The organism is Paenibacillus sp. 1781tsa1 (genome assembly GCF_024159265.1).
GTDB lineage: Bacteria > Bacillota > Bacilli > Paenibacillales > Paenibacillaceae > Paenibacillus.
Genome location: NZ_JAMYWY010000001.1, coordinates 4508573 through 4523744 on the forward strand (window position 1 = coordinate 4508573; position 15172 = coordinate 4523744).

A 15172-nucleotide genomic window follows, 5' to 3' on the forward strand; every position below is an offset into this window, starting at 1 on the left:
ATGCGCTTTATGTCCACCAGTGTGTCCGTATTTTTATAATTTAACCTCTTCCTCCCGCTTCACAAAACGAAAAGGAGAACGGTTATTGGCACGTGTGATTTTACCCATTGCCCCATACCACAGGCCCGCCATTAGCGGCGCTATAAACCACAACCAATGATTCACCATGGTGTTCATGATGACATCGTACAATGCATGCCAGAAAAAAGGTAACACCAGAGAAAGAACCAGATACCACCGCTTTTTCTTACCACCGATAAACTTGGCTTTACCCATATAATAACCCATGATTACCGCAAACATAGCGTGCCCTGAAACAGGGAGCAGTGCCCGAAGGAACATGGCTGAGACGGATGCATTCCCCGCAAAGGCATACAACACATTCTCAACAGTGGCAAATCCAAGTGAAACAGCGACTGCATATAAGATGCCGTCATACGGCTCATCAAATTCGGTGTGATTATAGATGATATGGTAAAGTACGAACCATTTAACGAATTCCTCCACACCACCTGAGATCATAATGGCCTCAAGATAAGGATTATCCCCGAGCCACATCATCATGCCACGCTGAATAATCATCACAGGCAGTACCATCAGAATCCCCATGAGGAAAACCCGCAATACCATATGAAGTGGCTCATAATCATAACGGTCTTTCAGGTAAAAGTATGTTAACAAGGCGAGACCCGGAGCAACTGCTGCCGCTAAGACCGAAAACAAAAGCACCGAAATTCCCTCCTCTGACTAAAGACGCGATTACAACTAGAGATTAATCCTGGCGTTTGAAGTGGGTGCAGATAACATCAATCGCTTGTGCAGGAATAACAACCTTACCATACTCTTCCATGACTGCTGGAGTAACTGAGGAACCTTCGCCAAATTCAGCAAGCAAGGCAATCAATGCCGCATGTTTGGTGGAATCTACCTCATCTGGCTCCAAATGCAAGAACCACTTGTCTTTATAAGAATAAAGTCTCCCAGCATCCGTAACATGCTGACGCAACATATGTGCAGCTTCAATGAGCACTTCAAAGTCCTTGAATGCATAAACGATGGAATCGCTTTGCTCGAGTGTAACTTCCATTTCATATACTTCTTCAGGAAGATCATCTTCATGACCTGAACCATATTGTTGCGGATCATATTTTCCACGTGTGACAATGACAACCATCCCTTGAGCGGGAAGTGCGAATACTTCGACAGCGAGTGGACCTGTGGCATCAAATCCAAGTTCGGAATAGGCCTGATCCATCATTTCAGTGAACAGTTCATGAACCTTAGGTATTTCCTGCCACATATCTTCTTTTTGTATTCCGCGCTCGCTCAGATCGTCAAAGGTCAGGAAAATCCGTATCTTATCGTGACTTAGTCGTTCTATTTTCATACAGGATCTCCCCTTTATAAGCAAGTCTTATAACAGATTATGAAGCACAAAACAATATGTGCTGAAAATAAATCTATGTAGTTATGTTATCATTTTATACCTCTAAATGCACGAAGTAAAATCGACAAAAAAAGAATCATTCCACAGCCAATCCAGACTGTGGATGATTCTAATTGGAGGTTTTGGTTTATAAACCCGGTACTGTTGTGTTTGTTTGACTTAAAATTTGCTCAACTTCATGCTTCACATCGGGATTGGTGCGAATAAAATCTTTGAGCATGCTCATATTCGCTTCTTTTTCCTGCGGTGTGATTGCTCTTGCGGTCTTTGCTACCGGATTTTTGTGGGATTCACCATGTTGATTTTGCTTGCTTGTGAACCCGTCCATACCCGGGAAAGTCATCTCCATCATCTTATGTTTTGCCTGATCCATCATATTTCTTGATGAACCCGATGACATCATGGGCAATTTGCCTTTGGATAGCCATGAACTGGCTGCAACACCAATGACAAGACCCCAAAAAAAGGATGACGTCTTCATTACACCAACCTCCTTCAAGTGTTAAAATCATGTTTAGTGTTTGCGGGAGTGAGCGATCTCATTCCGTATAAATACAGGAAAGCGAGTTGAAATCATGTTCAGACATACCGCCGCATTGATCATTGCTGCAAGTTTGCTGCTGTCGGCTTGTGGGACAGCAGAAGAAAAAACATCTGATAATTCCGCACCAGCGGGCGAATCAACTACCACGGTTCAAGAAGAGCAAGGTAACTCTAACCCAACTGAAACAGAAGAACCCGGAACTGGTGTGCCCGAGCCTTCAACGGAAGATTCAACTGCGACAGAAGAAGAACCTGAATCTTCGGAGAAGGTTTCTACAGAAGAGAAAGTGGAAAAGACGTATCATATGAATGAAAATTATTATATTAAACCAAACGATGATTCAAACCCAAGCAAAGTGGTCTTGTTAACGTTTGATGATGGACCCAAAGAAGAAAAAATGATCACTTCACTAATCGACACTTTAGATAAACATAACGCTAAAGCGATATTTTTCGTCAATGGATATCGGGTGAAAAGCCATCCGGAATTGCTCAAACTCATACATGAACGGGGTCAGATTGTAGGCAATCATGCCTGGGATCATGAAGATCTCCAAAAAATGTCTAAATCTGAGGCGGCAAAACAGGTTACAGATGTCCAAAAAATAGTGAAGGATACCATTGGTGAGGAACCGCAATTTTTCCGGCCACCTTTTGGATCGGGTAATGATGAACTGAAGGCTGCTGTGAAGAAGAATGGCATGTTATATATGACATGGTCTAATGGTTCTCTCGATTGGGATAAAAGCACCAAAGACAAACCGGAAAAAGTCATTCAAAATGTACTGGACCAGTTAAATCCAGGAAGCAATATTTTGATGCATGAATTGCCATGGACGGTTGAAGCATTGGATGAGTTGCTGACCAAGCTCGAAAAGAAAGGCTACTCCTTTGTTGATCCGCGTGCAATAGAATTGGAAGCTCGTTAAATCCTGATTTCTCGCATCAAAAGTTAAACAGCCTTGATCCAATGGATCAAGGCTGTTTCTCTGTGAATGCTTTTTCCGCGGGCACTCTTAATGTGATGATATGCATCTCCGCAGGACAACCTAGTCGGAGAGGAAGATGATTCGTACCGTATCCTCTGCTAACCAGCATTTTACCTTCTTGATGAACGTCCTCCGGATTGCGCTTCAGGGAGTACCACCCATTCGATATGGGACGATAGGCTTTACTAAGGAACACAGGTCCCAAAAATGGTAATACCAATTGCCCGCCATGTGTATGACCACTTAAAATAAGATCTGCATTTTGCTCCAAGCGAAGGGCCTGCAAAGGATCATGAATGATCGCAATTTTGCAAAAACTGTCGCCGACCTGCTGTAACAATTCATCACCCTGTTTGGAACGATAATCTATACCGATCAGACTCAATCTGTCATTGCCCCGTTGCAGATATTCCACATTATCCTGCAGGAGCTGAACGCCCGACTCCTGAAGAGTTCGAGCAAGTTGAGCGGTACCAGCCCGCTTGTCATGGTTGCCATACACCGTAAAAGAAGGAGCAATATTCGATAAGAGTCTCATATTATGTCTAACCAGAGACCATGAGATCCCTTTTTCCGCAACGTCTCCACCGATTAGAACCCAGTCCACTTTGTTTTTAAAGTTTTCCAGATCCTTCTGCTTTAGCTTGCGCTTATGAGTGTCGGATACGTACAAAATCATGGCCCCGTCAAAGGATGTTGGCAGATGAGGAACTTCAACCTCTTCTTCAATCATTTGATGAACATGGGCTTCACGCCACATATGAAAGAGAAGCAAAACTCCCATCAAAATGACTAATCCTGCAAGTAATAACATTACCACGGCAAGGGAAGGAACGTGTTCAGAGCGGGTGCCCCTTTTACTCCCCACCAAACCAGGCTAATCGTTAACATGACAAAAATAAAAATGAGTGAATTGACAAACCTCTTGCTCAATTTTAAACGACGTGAAGGATGTAATTCTGTCCGTGTAGGAAGCGAACCCGCTTCGGGGATCGATTCTTCTGTTGATTTTGGCGTTTTTTTGGAGCGTGATGGTGCCCTTTGAGGAAGCACTGGACTTTCCAGTTTTTCTGTATAAGGCTTGCGCTGTGATCTAGGTAAAGTAACGGAAGTAATTGGTGTAATTCCGCCAACCTCAGCAGCTGCTGCTGTCTCAGCAATGATGCTTACTTGAGAAGCCACCTCTCGCTCGGATGTCTCTTTTTTATCCGATTGACGATGGCGCTGACTGCCATATGTCTTCATTCTACTTAATGGCTGATTCATGATCCCCTCCGAAAACGTATCGCTAATCCGGACACCAAATCAATAATAAAGTGACATAATATAGGCGCCCATAATGTGCCGGATTGCATGTAAATCCAACCCAATCCATAACTTGAGACAAACACCCAGCCTGTTGGAATCCAGTGACGCAGATAACGAATGTGGATAACTGCAAATAAAATACTTGTCCAGTAAGGACCGATGGCATGTTGGATGGCTCCACGGAATAATAATTCCTCACACACAGCAACAATGGCTGCTATACATACAATGTGCCAGATCGGACGCCCACGGAACAGCATCTCGTTAATTCCACCGTCATCCATGCTTTCCTGAGGTATAACATACGACAGTACCAAGTCCATAACAAGCATAATGCCAGCAAGACCAAGACCCCACCATACAAATTGGTAATTGTCAGGCCATGCGAGTACATCTAACAAGTTTCGTTTTTGCAACAAGATCCACACAACTCCGATAATCAGTGTCAGGCCTTGTGTAAAGTATAGATTGATTAAAAGCAAACGCTCGGTAAGCTGCTGTGGCTCAGCCTTCTGAATCTTGAACTTGGGAAACTTGAATTTTTTCATCGGATGCGTCTGTCCTCTTGAGTTAAATTTGATGGATAACAATTACGTTGTCCAATCGGATAGTATACTAAATGATAGCCAAAAAACCAAATAGGTTCAAGGCCTGCCCCAAGTCCTGGTTTTGTGTCATTGCCATTACTTCATTAAAGCAGTAAAATCCGGTTCATCAAACAGCTTATATTCCATCTTCTTGTTGTAAGTACAGTAAGGATTGTATTGCTTATGGTGACTTTGTTTACGTATGAACTGAAAGACATCTGCAAAACAATTTAAAACATTTAAGCCTATTGACATGCTCATGTCAGCCATGATACATTATGAAAAAATTAGTCACGTTAAACACGATGATGGAAAAAAGACGTTGCTTCGTCTTACAGAGAGCCGATGGTTGGTGTGAATCGGTGGCAGGCAAATGGTCTTGAGCGCTCCTGAGTTATTGCATTGAAATTGGAGTAGGTGCAATCGGTTTAGACCCGTTATCCTCTTCGGTCTTCATTGACCGCTAAGACTGTCGTTGCGAAACGGCGGTGAATTAGGGTGGTACCACGACAACTCTCGTCCCTTATTGCGCAAGCAGTATGTGGATTGAGAGTTTTTTGATTTATTTTAAAGGATATCTGTGGAATCACTCTATTTGCTTCACCTTCCCCCTCTGCTGCGACACCGCGTTGTTGGGCGGAAGAATCAACCTGGTTTTAAGGAATACCTCTTCCCTGAGGTCAAACCTTGACGATATAGATACACATACCTAAGGAGGAAGAAACCATGTACAAAGTTTTAGTGTCGGACCCAATCAGTGATCTCGGTATCCAGCAACTGGTGGATGCAAATGATGTTGTTGTTGAGAAGAAAACCGGTCTTAGTGAAGATGAACTTGTTGCCATTATTGGTGATTATGATGCCCTCTTGGTTCGTAGCCAGACTCGTGTTACAGATCGTATTATGACGGCGGGTACCAACCTTAAAGTGATCGGACGTGCAGGTGTTGGTGTAGATAATATTGATCTGGAAGCTGCTACACAGCGCGGTATCATCGTTATTAACGCACCTGATGGCAATACCATCACAACCTGTGAGCATACGTTTGCCATGATGATGGCATTGGCACGACACATTCCTCAGGCATATGCCAAGACTATTCAGGGTACGTGGGATCGTAAAACCTTCCTGGGTGTGGAACTAAGAAATAAAACGCTTGGTGTACTGGGTATGGGACGGATCGGTAGTGAAGTTGCCAAGCGCGCCAAAGCATTCGGAATGGACATTCTTGCTTACGACCCGTTCCTCACGGAGGAGCGTGCCGAGAAGCTGCAAGTGAAGCTGGCTAGTGTAGATGATATCATTCGCAATGCGGACTTCATGACCGTTCATACGCCATTAACACCGGAAACACGGCACATGATTTCACGTCCACAATTCGAAGTGATGAAAAAAGGCATGCGTATCATCAACTGTGCTCGTGGTGGTGTAGTTGACGAGATGGCACTTGTGGAAGCCATTGACGAAGGCATTGTTGCCGGAGCAGCATTTGATGTATTTGAAAGTGAACCACCTGCTCAGGACCATCCATTCCTGAATCACCCTAGCATCATCGTCACACCTCACCTTGGTGCATCCACTGTTGAGGCACAAGAAAACGTAGCAATTGACGTATCCGAACAAGTTCTTCATATTTTGCGCAATGAACCATTCAAAAACGCAGTTAACATGCCGGCTGTTGCACCAACCGTAATGAACAAATTGCAGCCTTATTTCAAATTGGGTGAAACGTTGGGGAGTTTTGCAGCACAGATTACACAAAATGCAGTGCAGGAGATTCGTATCGACTATGCTGGTGAACTTTCTGAAGTAGATACTTCTCCTCTCACACGTTACATTGTGAAAGGGATTCTCGCCAGACATTTGGGTGGGGAAGCCAACATCGTTAACTCCATGCATCTGGCCAAAATCCGTGATCTGAATGTGGTTGTAAGCCAAACCTCAGCAACCAAAGGATTCACTAACCTGATTACCGTAACATTGGTTACAACTCAGGATGCTGAGGAACGCCGTGTAGCGGGTACATTGCTTGCAGGTTATGGAGAACGTATCGTTCGTCTGGACAAATTCCCGGTAGATATCGCTCCGGAAAGTCATCAAATCTTGATCTCACATAACGATAAACCGGGTATTATCGGTCGTGTAGGTACACTGCTTGGACAAAACGATGTCAACATCGCATCCATGCAGGTTGGACGTAAAATTATCGGTGGTGCAGCGATTATGATTCTGACCGTAGATAAAGCTGTTCCAAAAGATGTGCTTGTGCAGCTTGCTGCGCTGCCTGAGATTAATACTGCTGTTGAAATCGTGCTGGAATAATCATACGTATTGTAAAGGTATAAGAAAAGACGGGACCCTCGTGGTTCCGTCTTTTTTTGTCGCTAAGTAAGTTACGTATTCATTTCAATTTCAAATTAAATTTGATAATGGTGAGTGATACTTCTGGCCGTGCGGAACTTACTCTTTCGGTCGCCCCAAGCACCTAATATTTGATTGACCCACTATCTCGAAAGAAAGAGAAACCCAAGATCTAAAAATGATCTGGGTTTCTCGACAATCTGATGCACCAATCCCGTATGAGTTCCACTTCTTTTGCCCATTAGGGAAATAGTATAATACGATATCAACTATTAACTTAACTGAATAATGTTTAGTGTAGATCCCGGAGGAGAAAGAATAGCTGTGCCAACAAGCCCGAATAATTGTAACTGTATTGTTGAACCAGCGGTAACGGTAACCATAAAGTCAGACTGCAGCTGACTGAGAGAAAGTACTGGAGATACTACACTCGCTGGAATAGCTGTACCGTTAAGTAAAACCCGAGATTGGATAGCAAGTGCAGCTGTCAGATTTATTTTGTATGAGATATAGTAACGACCTGCATTGGCAAGCGTGAAGGTGTCATTTGTCCCATTGACGGTTATACCTGTGCCAATATTTTGGTTATTCGGTAATGGAACGAGTGTACCACCCAATATTACAACAATCGTACCATTAGTGTTCTCAGCAAAAGCCGAGTTAGATGTTACAGATGTTCCCGTTGCTCCTGTAACTCCAGTTGTCCCTGTTGCCCCCGTACTTCCCGTTACGCCGACTCCTGTGGCCCCGGTTATACCTGTCGCTCCTGTTTCCCCAGTCGCACCCGTTGACCCGGTACTTCCCGTTATGCCGACTCCTGTGGCTCCGGTTATACCTGTCGCTCCTGTTCCCCCAGTCGCACCAGTTGCTCCGGTACTTCCCGTTACGCCGACTCCTGTGGCTCCGGTTATACCTGTCGCTCCCGTTTCCCCAGTCGCACCAGTTGCTCCGGTACTTCCCGTTACGCCGACTCCTGTGGCTCCGGTTATACCTGTCGCTCCTGTTCCCCCAGTCGCACCAGTTACCCCCGTACTTCCCGTTACGCCGACTCCTGTGGCCCCGGTTATACCTGTCGCTCCTGTTTCCCCAGTCGCACCAGTTGCTCCGGTACTTCCCGTTACGCCGACTCCTGTGGCTCCGGTTATACCTGTCGCTCCTGTTCCCCCAGTCGCACCAGTTACCCCGGTACTTCCTGTTACGCCGACTCCCGTGGCTCCGGTTATACCTGTCGTACCTGTTTCACCAGTGACACCCGTTGACCCGGTACTTCCCGTTATGCCGACTCCTGTGGCTCCGGTTATACCTGTTACTCCTGTTTCACCAGTCACACCAGTAAATCCGGTACTTCCGGTCACACCGACTCCTGTGGCTCCAGTTATGCCTGTTGCTCCCGTTTCACCAGTCGCACCCGTTGACCCGGTACTTCCCGTTATGCCGACTCCTGTGGCTCCGGTTATACCTGTCGCTCCTGTTCCCCCAGTCGCACCAGTTGCTCCGGTACTTCCCGTTACGCCGACTCCTGTGGCTCCGGTTATACCTGTCGCTCCCGTTTCCCCAGTCGCACCAGTTGCTCCGGTACTTCCCGTTACGCCGACTCCTGTGGCTCCGGTTATACCTGTCGCTCCTGTTCCCCCAGTCGCACCAGTTACCCCCGTACTTCCCGTTACGCCGACTCCTGTGGCCCCGGTTATACCTGTCGCTCCCGTTTCCCCAGTCGCACCAGTTGCTCCGGTACTTCCCGTTACGCCGACTCCTGTGGCTCCGGTTATACCTGTCGCTCCTGTTCCCCCAGTCGCACCAGTTACCCCGGTACTTCCTGTTACGCCGACTCCCGTGGCTCCGGTTATACCTGTCGTACCTGTTTCACCAGTCACACCAGTAAATCCGGTACTTCCGGTCACACCGACTCCTGTGGCTCCGGTTATACCTGTTACTCCTGTTTCACCAGTCACACCAGTAAATCCGGTACTTCCGGTCACACCGACTCCTGTGGCTCCAGTTATGCCTGTTGCTCCCGTTTCACCAGTCGCACCCGTTGACCCGGTACTTCCCGTTATGCCGACTCCTGTGGCTCCGGTTATACCTGTCGCTCCTGTTCCCCCAGTCGCACCAGTTGCTCCGGTACTTCCCGTTACGCCGACTCCTGTGGCTCCGGTTATACCTGTCGCTCCCGTTTCCCCAGTCGCACCAGTTGCTCCGGTACTTCCCGTTACGCCGACTCCTGTGGCTCCGGTTATACCTGTCGCTCCTGTTCCCCCAGTCGCACCAGTTACCCCCGTACTTCCCGTTACGCCGACTCCTGTGGCCCCGGTTATACCTGTCGCTCCTGTTTCCCCAGTCGCACCAGTTGCTCCGGTACTTCCCGTTACGCCGACTCCTGTGGCTCCGGTTATACCTGTCGCTCCTGTTCCCCCAGTCGCACCAGTTACCCCGGTACTTCCTGTTACGCCGACTCCCGTGGCTCCGGTTATACCTGTCGTACCTGTTTCACCAGTGACACCCGTTGACCCGGTACTTCCCGTTATGCCGACTCCTGTGGCTCCGGTTATACCTGTTACTCCTGTTTCACCAGTCACACCAGTAAATCCGGTACTTCCGGTCACACCGACTCCTGTGGCTCCAGTTATGCCTGTTGCTCCCGTTTCACCAGTCGCACCAGTAACTCCGGTACTTCCCGTTACGCTGACTCCCGTGGCCCCCGTTATACCTGTCGCTCCTGTTTCACCAGTCACACCAGTAACTCCGGTACTTCCTGTTACGCCGACTCCCGTGGCCCCCGTTATACCTGTCGCTCCTGTTTCACCAGTCACACCAGTAACTCCGGTACTTCCCGTTATGCCGACTCCTGTGGCCCCGGTTATACCTGTCGCTCCTGTTTCACCAGTGACACCAGTAACTCCGGTACTTCCCGTTATGCCGACTCCTGTCGCTCCGGTTATACCTGTTGCTCCTGTTTCACCAGTCACACCAGTAAATCCGGTACTTCCTGTTACGCCGACTCCTGTTGCTCCTGTAACCCCTGTCGCTCCGGTTGCACCTGATGTTCCTGTGGGACCCGTAGAGCCTGCGCCTGCAAGCAGTGTATAATCCGGCGAAGTGCCTGGCGTTCCTGTTGGTGATGCCACATTGGTAATATACGTACTTCCATTGAATGTTACGACCTGACCCGCTGGATACGTCGGCGCTACCGCTGGATCGAATGGTACGATTCCACTCAAACCTGCACCTGTCGCTCCTGTTTCACCGGATGCACCTGTGACTCCGGTACTTCCTGTCACTCCAGCGCCAGTTGCTCCCGTGACACCCGTCGCTCCTGCGCCTGCAAGCAATGTGTAATCTGGTGAGGTGCCCGGCGTTCCTGTTGGTGAAGCAACATTGGCAATATACGTACTGCCGCTGAATGTTACAACTTGACCGGCTGGATACGTTGGCGCTACTGCCGGATCAAATGGCACGAGGCCACTTAAACCTGCACCTGTCGCTCCTGTTACACCGGAGACTCCTGCAGCTCCTGTCACTCCAACGCCAGTTGCCCCGGTAACTCCCGTTGCTCCTGCGCCCGCAAGCAACGTATAATCCGGTGAGGTGCCCGGCGTTCCTGTTGGTGAAGCAACATTGGCAATGTACGTACTGCCGTTGAACGTCACAACTTGACCGGCTGGATACGTTGGCGCTACGGCCGGATCAAATGGAACGATTCCACTCAAACCTGCACCTGTCGCTCCTGTTACACCGGATGCACCTGTGACTCCGGTACTTCCTGTCACTCCAACGCCAGTTGCCCCCGTCACACCCGTCGCTCCTGCACCCGCAAGCAACGTATAATCTGGGGATGTACCCGGCGTTCCACTTGGTGAGGCGACATTTGCAATATACGTACTGCCGTTGAACGTTACAACTTGACCGGCTGGATACGTTGGCGCTACGGCCGGATCAAATGGAACGATTCCACTCAAACCTGCACCTGTCGCTCCTGTTACACCTGTTGAACCCGTGGCTCCTGTAGGCCCTGCACCTGCGAGCAATGTATAATCCGGCGAAGCACCTGGAGTACCCGTAGGAGAAGCCACATTTGTTATATACGTACTGCCATTAAAGGTAACAACCTGACCTGCTGGATACGTTGGAGCAACTGCTGGGTCAAACGGAACTGCACCATTGAGGCCGATGCCTGTAGCTCCAGTCGAACCTGTAACTCCTGATCCTGCTAGCAGTGTATAATCTGCTGAACTCCCGGGTGTACCTGTTGGTGATGCTACATTCGTAATGTAGGTACTTCCTCCAAAGGTGACGATCTGTCCAGCGGGATATGTTGGTGCTAATGCCGGATCGAATGGCACGATATTACTTAAACCTACGCCTGTTGCACCGGTTGCCCCTGTCGTTCCTGCACCTGTGGCTCCCGCAGCCGCAAGCAGCGTGTAATCCGGTGAGCTTCCTGGCACTCCACCAGGACTTGCAACATTCGTAATATAAGTACTCCCGTTATAAGTAACGATCTGACCTGCTGAATATGTCGGGGACTGCGCTGGATCAAAAGAAGTTATTCCAGTTAGGCCTACACCAGTTGCACCTGTAGCCCCGGCAGCAGCAATTAATGTGTAATCCGATGAAGATCCCGGTGTTCCTAAAGGACCAGCTGCACTTGTAATGTAAGTACTCCCATTATAGGTAATTATCTGACCTGCAGGATAACCTGGGGCAAGCGCTGGATCAAATGCTAATGCACCCGTTAAACCAGCTCCGGTTGCTCCTGTAGCTCCGGTCGTTCCTCCCGCCAACAAAAGTGTGTAATCTGGGGAACTCCCGGGTGTGCCCACGGGCCCATTTACATTGGCAACATAAAGATTCCCCTCATAACTGACGACTTGGCCCTGAGCATATGTTGGACCAAGTGCTGGATCATATCCGGTAATATTGTTTAGACCTACACCAGGTGCCCCTGCCGGGCCTTGTGCTCCCTGTGGGCCTACTGGGCCGATTGGTCCAATCACTCCTGCCGGTCCAGTAGCACCTTTCACCCCAGGAACTCCTGGAACACCAGGTACGCCTGGAACTCCTGGAACTCCCTGTGGGCCAGCCGGTCCGGTAACCCCTCCTGTTCCGAAAGTCGTCGTCGCCCGACTTAGGGATAACGATATCGAACGGATTAACCCCACAAGTTTATCTTTTTCTGCAGGTGGCACTTCGAGAAGTAACGTCACACTCAACAAATCATCTAGTAAATTTTGCAAGTTACCTGCGAGATTAATTAAAGGAACAGGAACAATCTCTGAGCCTGCAATCGTTAATTCCAGTACTGCTTGTAATTCTGCTTTTACCCCGGCACGAAACTCTGATTGATTCACAAATGTAAGTAACTGTCGTAATCCATTTTGTAATGCCAGTATATTGGCTGAAGTTGGCTGACTGATTGCAGCTGGAATAGTCACAGCGAGAGAACGCAGTATGGATTCAAACTGCTCCAGTTCTTTTGTGCTTATGGGAATAAACGGAGAGCCCGCCCTAAAAGATCTGCCTTCCAGAAAAGCTTTAATATTGACCCTTTTTCGATCATCGGACATGCTTAGCTCATCCTCCTCTATCTTGCTTGCTTTTCAAGCTTATGTAACATAAGAAGGAAAATTATCTTGGACACTCTTACTAATCAAAATAAAAAAAAGAATTTATGTTCCACGTTGAACAAGATTAAACGGTACTCTTCAACAAAAAACACCCTCCATCAGAGGGTGTTTCCGCACTTTTTGTATGAAATCAGGCTATTTCGATGAATCCAAGGGAAATTGCAAAATAAACTCTGTTCCTTCGCCAAGCACACTATTGACGGTAATCATACCTTGATGCGCATCAACAATATTTTTCACAATCGCTAAACCAAGCCCTGTACCTACACTTTCACCCCGAACACGAGCCTTGTCTGCTTTGTAGAATCGTTCGAAAATAAATGGCAAGTCGGATGAAGGGATACCTACACCCTGATCCTTCACAGAAACTCTGACAAATGGCGCACGAAGATAAGTGACCCGCTCGGCTGAGATCATTACATTTTTGCCAGTAGGCGTATGTCTGAATGCATTATCCAGCAAATTCGTAAATACTTGCTCAAGTCGATCCTCATCTGCTTGTTGAAGTTCAATGGTTGGTTGTTCGAACTTAAATTGCAGTTGAATTCCCTGTTCTTTTGATCGCACCGAGAACTTTCGATATACACGTTCCAGCAGTTCTCCGAGGTCAACTTCCTTCATCACCATGTCCGTGTGTCCAGCTTCCATCCGCGCAAGATCAAGCAAGTCTTTAACCAGTCTGCCCATCCGGAGGGACTCATCATGAATAACCTGGATCAATTCTTCGCTCTCTTCCGGTGAGGTTGCCATGCCGTCCAAAAGGGCTTCACTGTAGCCTTGCATCATGGATAGCGGAGTTCGTATCTCATGAGATACGTTAGCCACGAAATCACGCCGCATTTTCTCCAGACGCACTTCTTCTGTTACATCTCTTAAGACAGCCACAGCCCCTCTGACAACACTGTCAGCATATAAAGGTGCCATCTGAACAGACCAGACACCTTGCTGTACGTGAACATTGGAGTTCTGGTCTCCACCTTGCTCCATCACCATTCTGAACAAAGGAAGAAGGGGCTCGGGTACATCACGCGAAGTCTTGTCAGACTGCTCGGATTCTTGTCCCTCGTCCATTTTTGCCCAATCGAGATCATACCATGCCTGCATGATCTTCTCTCCTGGCGGATTCGTCAGAATAACTTTGCCTTCACCATCAAATGTAACAACCGCATCGGTCATGCTGCGAAGCACACTCGCCAAATGTTCCTTCTCATGGTTAAGGTTTCGAATATTATCTTCCAGTTGGGCAGCCATATGATTAAATGTGTTGGCAAGTTCACCAATCTCATCACTCGTTACCAGGGATAGACGCGTTCCGTAGTTCCCTTTGCGAATCGCATTGGCTGCCTGAATCAATTGCTGCATGGGTTGCGTTATTTTGGTGAATAGAAACAATGCCAAAAACGTAGTTAAACTGAATCCGATAATACAGACATAGGTGAACAACCGCTTAATATCTCTGGATTCGGATTCTGCAAAGTTCGTATCAATGTAGGGCAGCAAAAAAAGACCCAGCGCTATAAGTACACAACCCACAAGGCAGATAATAGTAATCCATAACTTCCCGACCAGCGATCTCCAGAAATTAAAACTACTTCGGTACTTCCAGTTTATAACCGACACCCCACACCGTCGTAATCATGGCCGCCGATTCTGGCGATACCTTGTTAAGTTTCTCGCGAAGACGCTTCACATGCGTATCCACGGTACGAAGATCGCCAAAGAATTCGTAATTCCATACATCTTTGAGCAATTCTTCTCTGGAGAAAACTTTGTCGGGAGATGTTGCCAGGTAGTGCAGCAATTCATATTCTTTTGGTGTAAGGCTTATCTCTTCACCGCCAGCGGTTACTCGGTGGGCATCATGCTCAATAACCAAATGCGGAAATACGATGTTGTTACTCGAATTGCTCTCCTTCGAGAGATATGCTGTCGCTGAAGATCGACGCAAAATCGCTTTGACACGATAAATCACTTCACGTGGGCTGAATGGTTTTACTACATAGTCATCAGCGCCAACTTCGAAGCCTTGAACCCGGTTAATCTCTTCACCTTTTGCAGTGAGCATCAAAACCGGCGTTGATTTCACCTGACGAAGACGGGTACACACTTCAACTCCATCCATACCTGGTAACATTACATCAAGCAAAATCAGTCCGTAGTCCCCTGCTGTTGCTTTACGCAGCGCAGTTTCCCCATCTTCGGCTTCATCGATTTCATAACCTTCTTTTTCAAGATACATTTTCAAAAGCCTGCGGATTCTCTCTTCGTCATCCACGACCAGTATTCGATTCTCATGTTCAGCCATGCCTCTCC

Annotated in this window: 11 protein-coding genes and 1 other annotated feature; of the genes, 2 read left to right on the forward strand and 9 right to left on the reverse strand. The window is 47.6% G+C overall.

Going from position 1 to position 15172, the window contains the following annotated elements; genetic code table 11:
* Positions 1–33: 33 nt before the first annotated feature.
* The 3 genes from prsW to NKT06_RS20335 all read right to left on the reverse strand — a co-directional run bounded on the left by prsW (position 34) and on the right by NKT06_RS20335 (position 1928).
* Positions 34–729, reverse strand: coding sequence for a glutamic-type intramembrane protease PrsW (gene prsW, locus NKT06_RS20325; RefSeq protein WP_017687676.1), 696 nt, complete (start codon positions 727–729; stop codon positions 34–36).
* A 43-nt stretch (positions 730–772) separates the two neighbouring features.
* Positions 773–1387 (reverse strand): genetic competence negative regulator, encoded by a 615-nt coding sequence (locus tag NKT06_RS20330; protein WP_076209900.1) that lies wholly within the window; start codon positions 1385–1387, stop codon positions 773–775.
* A gap of 187 nt (positions 1388–1574) precedes the next feature.
* Positions 1575–1928 carry a hypothetical protein gene (locus tag NKT06_RS20335; RefSeq protein ID WP_253438658.1) on the reverse strand — a complete coding sequence of 118 codons (354 nt, stop codon included), beginning with the start codon at positions 1926–1928 and terminating at the stop codon, positions 1575–1577.
* A 94-nt stretch (positions 1929–2022) separates the two neighbouring features.
* On the opposite strand from NKT06_RS20335, the gene NKT06_RS20340 reads away from it, so the two are divergent.
* The gene (locus NKT06_RS20340; protein WP_253438661.1) at positions 2023–2919 is read left to right on the forward strand and encodes a polysaccharide deacetylase family protein; all 897 of its coding nucleotides are present in this window, start codon (positions 2023–2025) and stop codon (positions 2917–2919) included.
* Between the two features lie 46 nt (positions 2920–2965).
* Here NKT06_RS20340 and NKT06_RS20345 read toward each other — a convergent pair whose 3' ends face one another.
* From NKT06_RS20345 to NKT06_RS20355, 3 genes are read right to left on the reverse strand one after another with little or no spacing between them, the layout of a single operon-like run.
* The gene (locus NKT06_RS20345; protein WP_253442666.1) at positions 2966–3763 is read right to left on the reverse strand and encodes a metallophosphoesterase; all 798 of its coding nucleotides are present in this window, start codon (positions 3761–3763) and stop codon (positions 2966–2968) included.
* Positions 3764–3792: 29 nt separating this feature from the next.
* Entirely contained in the window at positions 3793–4245 is a 453-nt protein-coding gene (locus tag NKT06_RS20350) for a hypothetical protein (RefSeq protein ID WP_253438664.1), read from the reverse strand.
* A complete protein-coding gene (locus tag NKT06_RS20355; RefSeq protein ID WP_253438667.1) occupies positions 4242–4835 on the reverse strand; it encodes a CPBP family intramembrane glutamic endopeptidase in 594 nt (197 codons plus the stop codon). Before NKT06_RS20355 ends, NKT06_RS20350 begins: the two co-directional genes overlap by 4 nt.
* Positions 4836–5170: 335 nt before the next feature.
* Positions 5171–5401, forward strand: a binding site (T-box leader).
* Positions 5402–5600: 199 nt separating this feature from the next.
* Between NKT06_RS20355 and serA the strand changes: the two genes are divergently transcribed.
* Complete coding sequence (gene serA, locus NKT06_RS20360) at positions 5601–7196, forward strand: phosphoglycerate dehydrogenase (protein WP_253438670.1); 1596 nt, start codon at positions 5601–5603, stop codon at positions 7194–7196.
* 311 nt (positions 7197–7507) lie between these two features.
* On the opposite strand, the gene NKT06_RS31700 is transcribed toward serA, so the two are convergent.
* From NKT06_RS31700 to NKT06_RS20380, 3 genes are all read right to left on the reverse strand, one after another.
* The gene (locus NKT06_RS31700) at positions 7508–12799 is read right to left on the reverse strand and encodes a collagen-like repeat preface domain-containing protein (protein ID WP_301290042.1); all 5292 of its coding nucleotides are present in this window, start codon (positions 12797–12799) and stop codon (positions 7508–7510) included.
* 195 nt (positions 12800–12994) lie between these two features.
* A complete protein-coding gene (locus NKT06_RS20375) occupies positions 12995–14479 on the reverse strand; it encodes an ATP-binding protein (protein ID WP_367399869.1) in 1485 nt (494 codons plus the stop codon).
* Positions 14448–15164, reverse strand: coding sequence for a response regulator transcription factor (locus tag NKT06_RS20380; protein WP_017687664.1), 717 nt, complete (start codon positions 15162–15164; stop codon positions 14448–14450). The genes NKT06_RS20375 and NKT06_RS20380 overlap by 32 nt, the downstream gene beginning before the upstream one ends.
* Between the last annotated feature and the right edge of the window lie 8 nt (positions 15165–15172).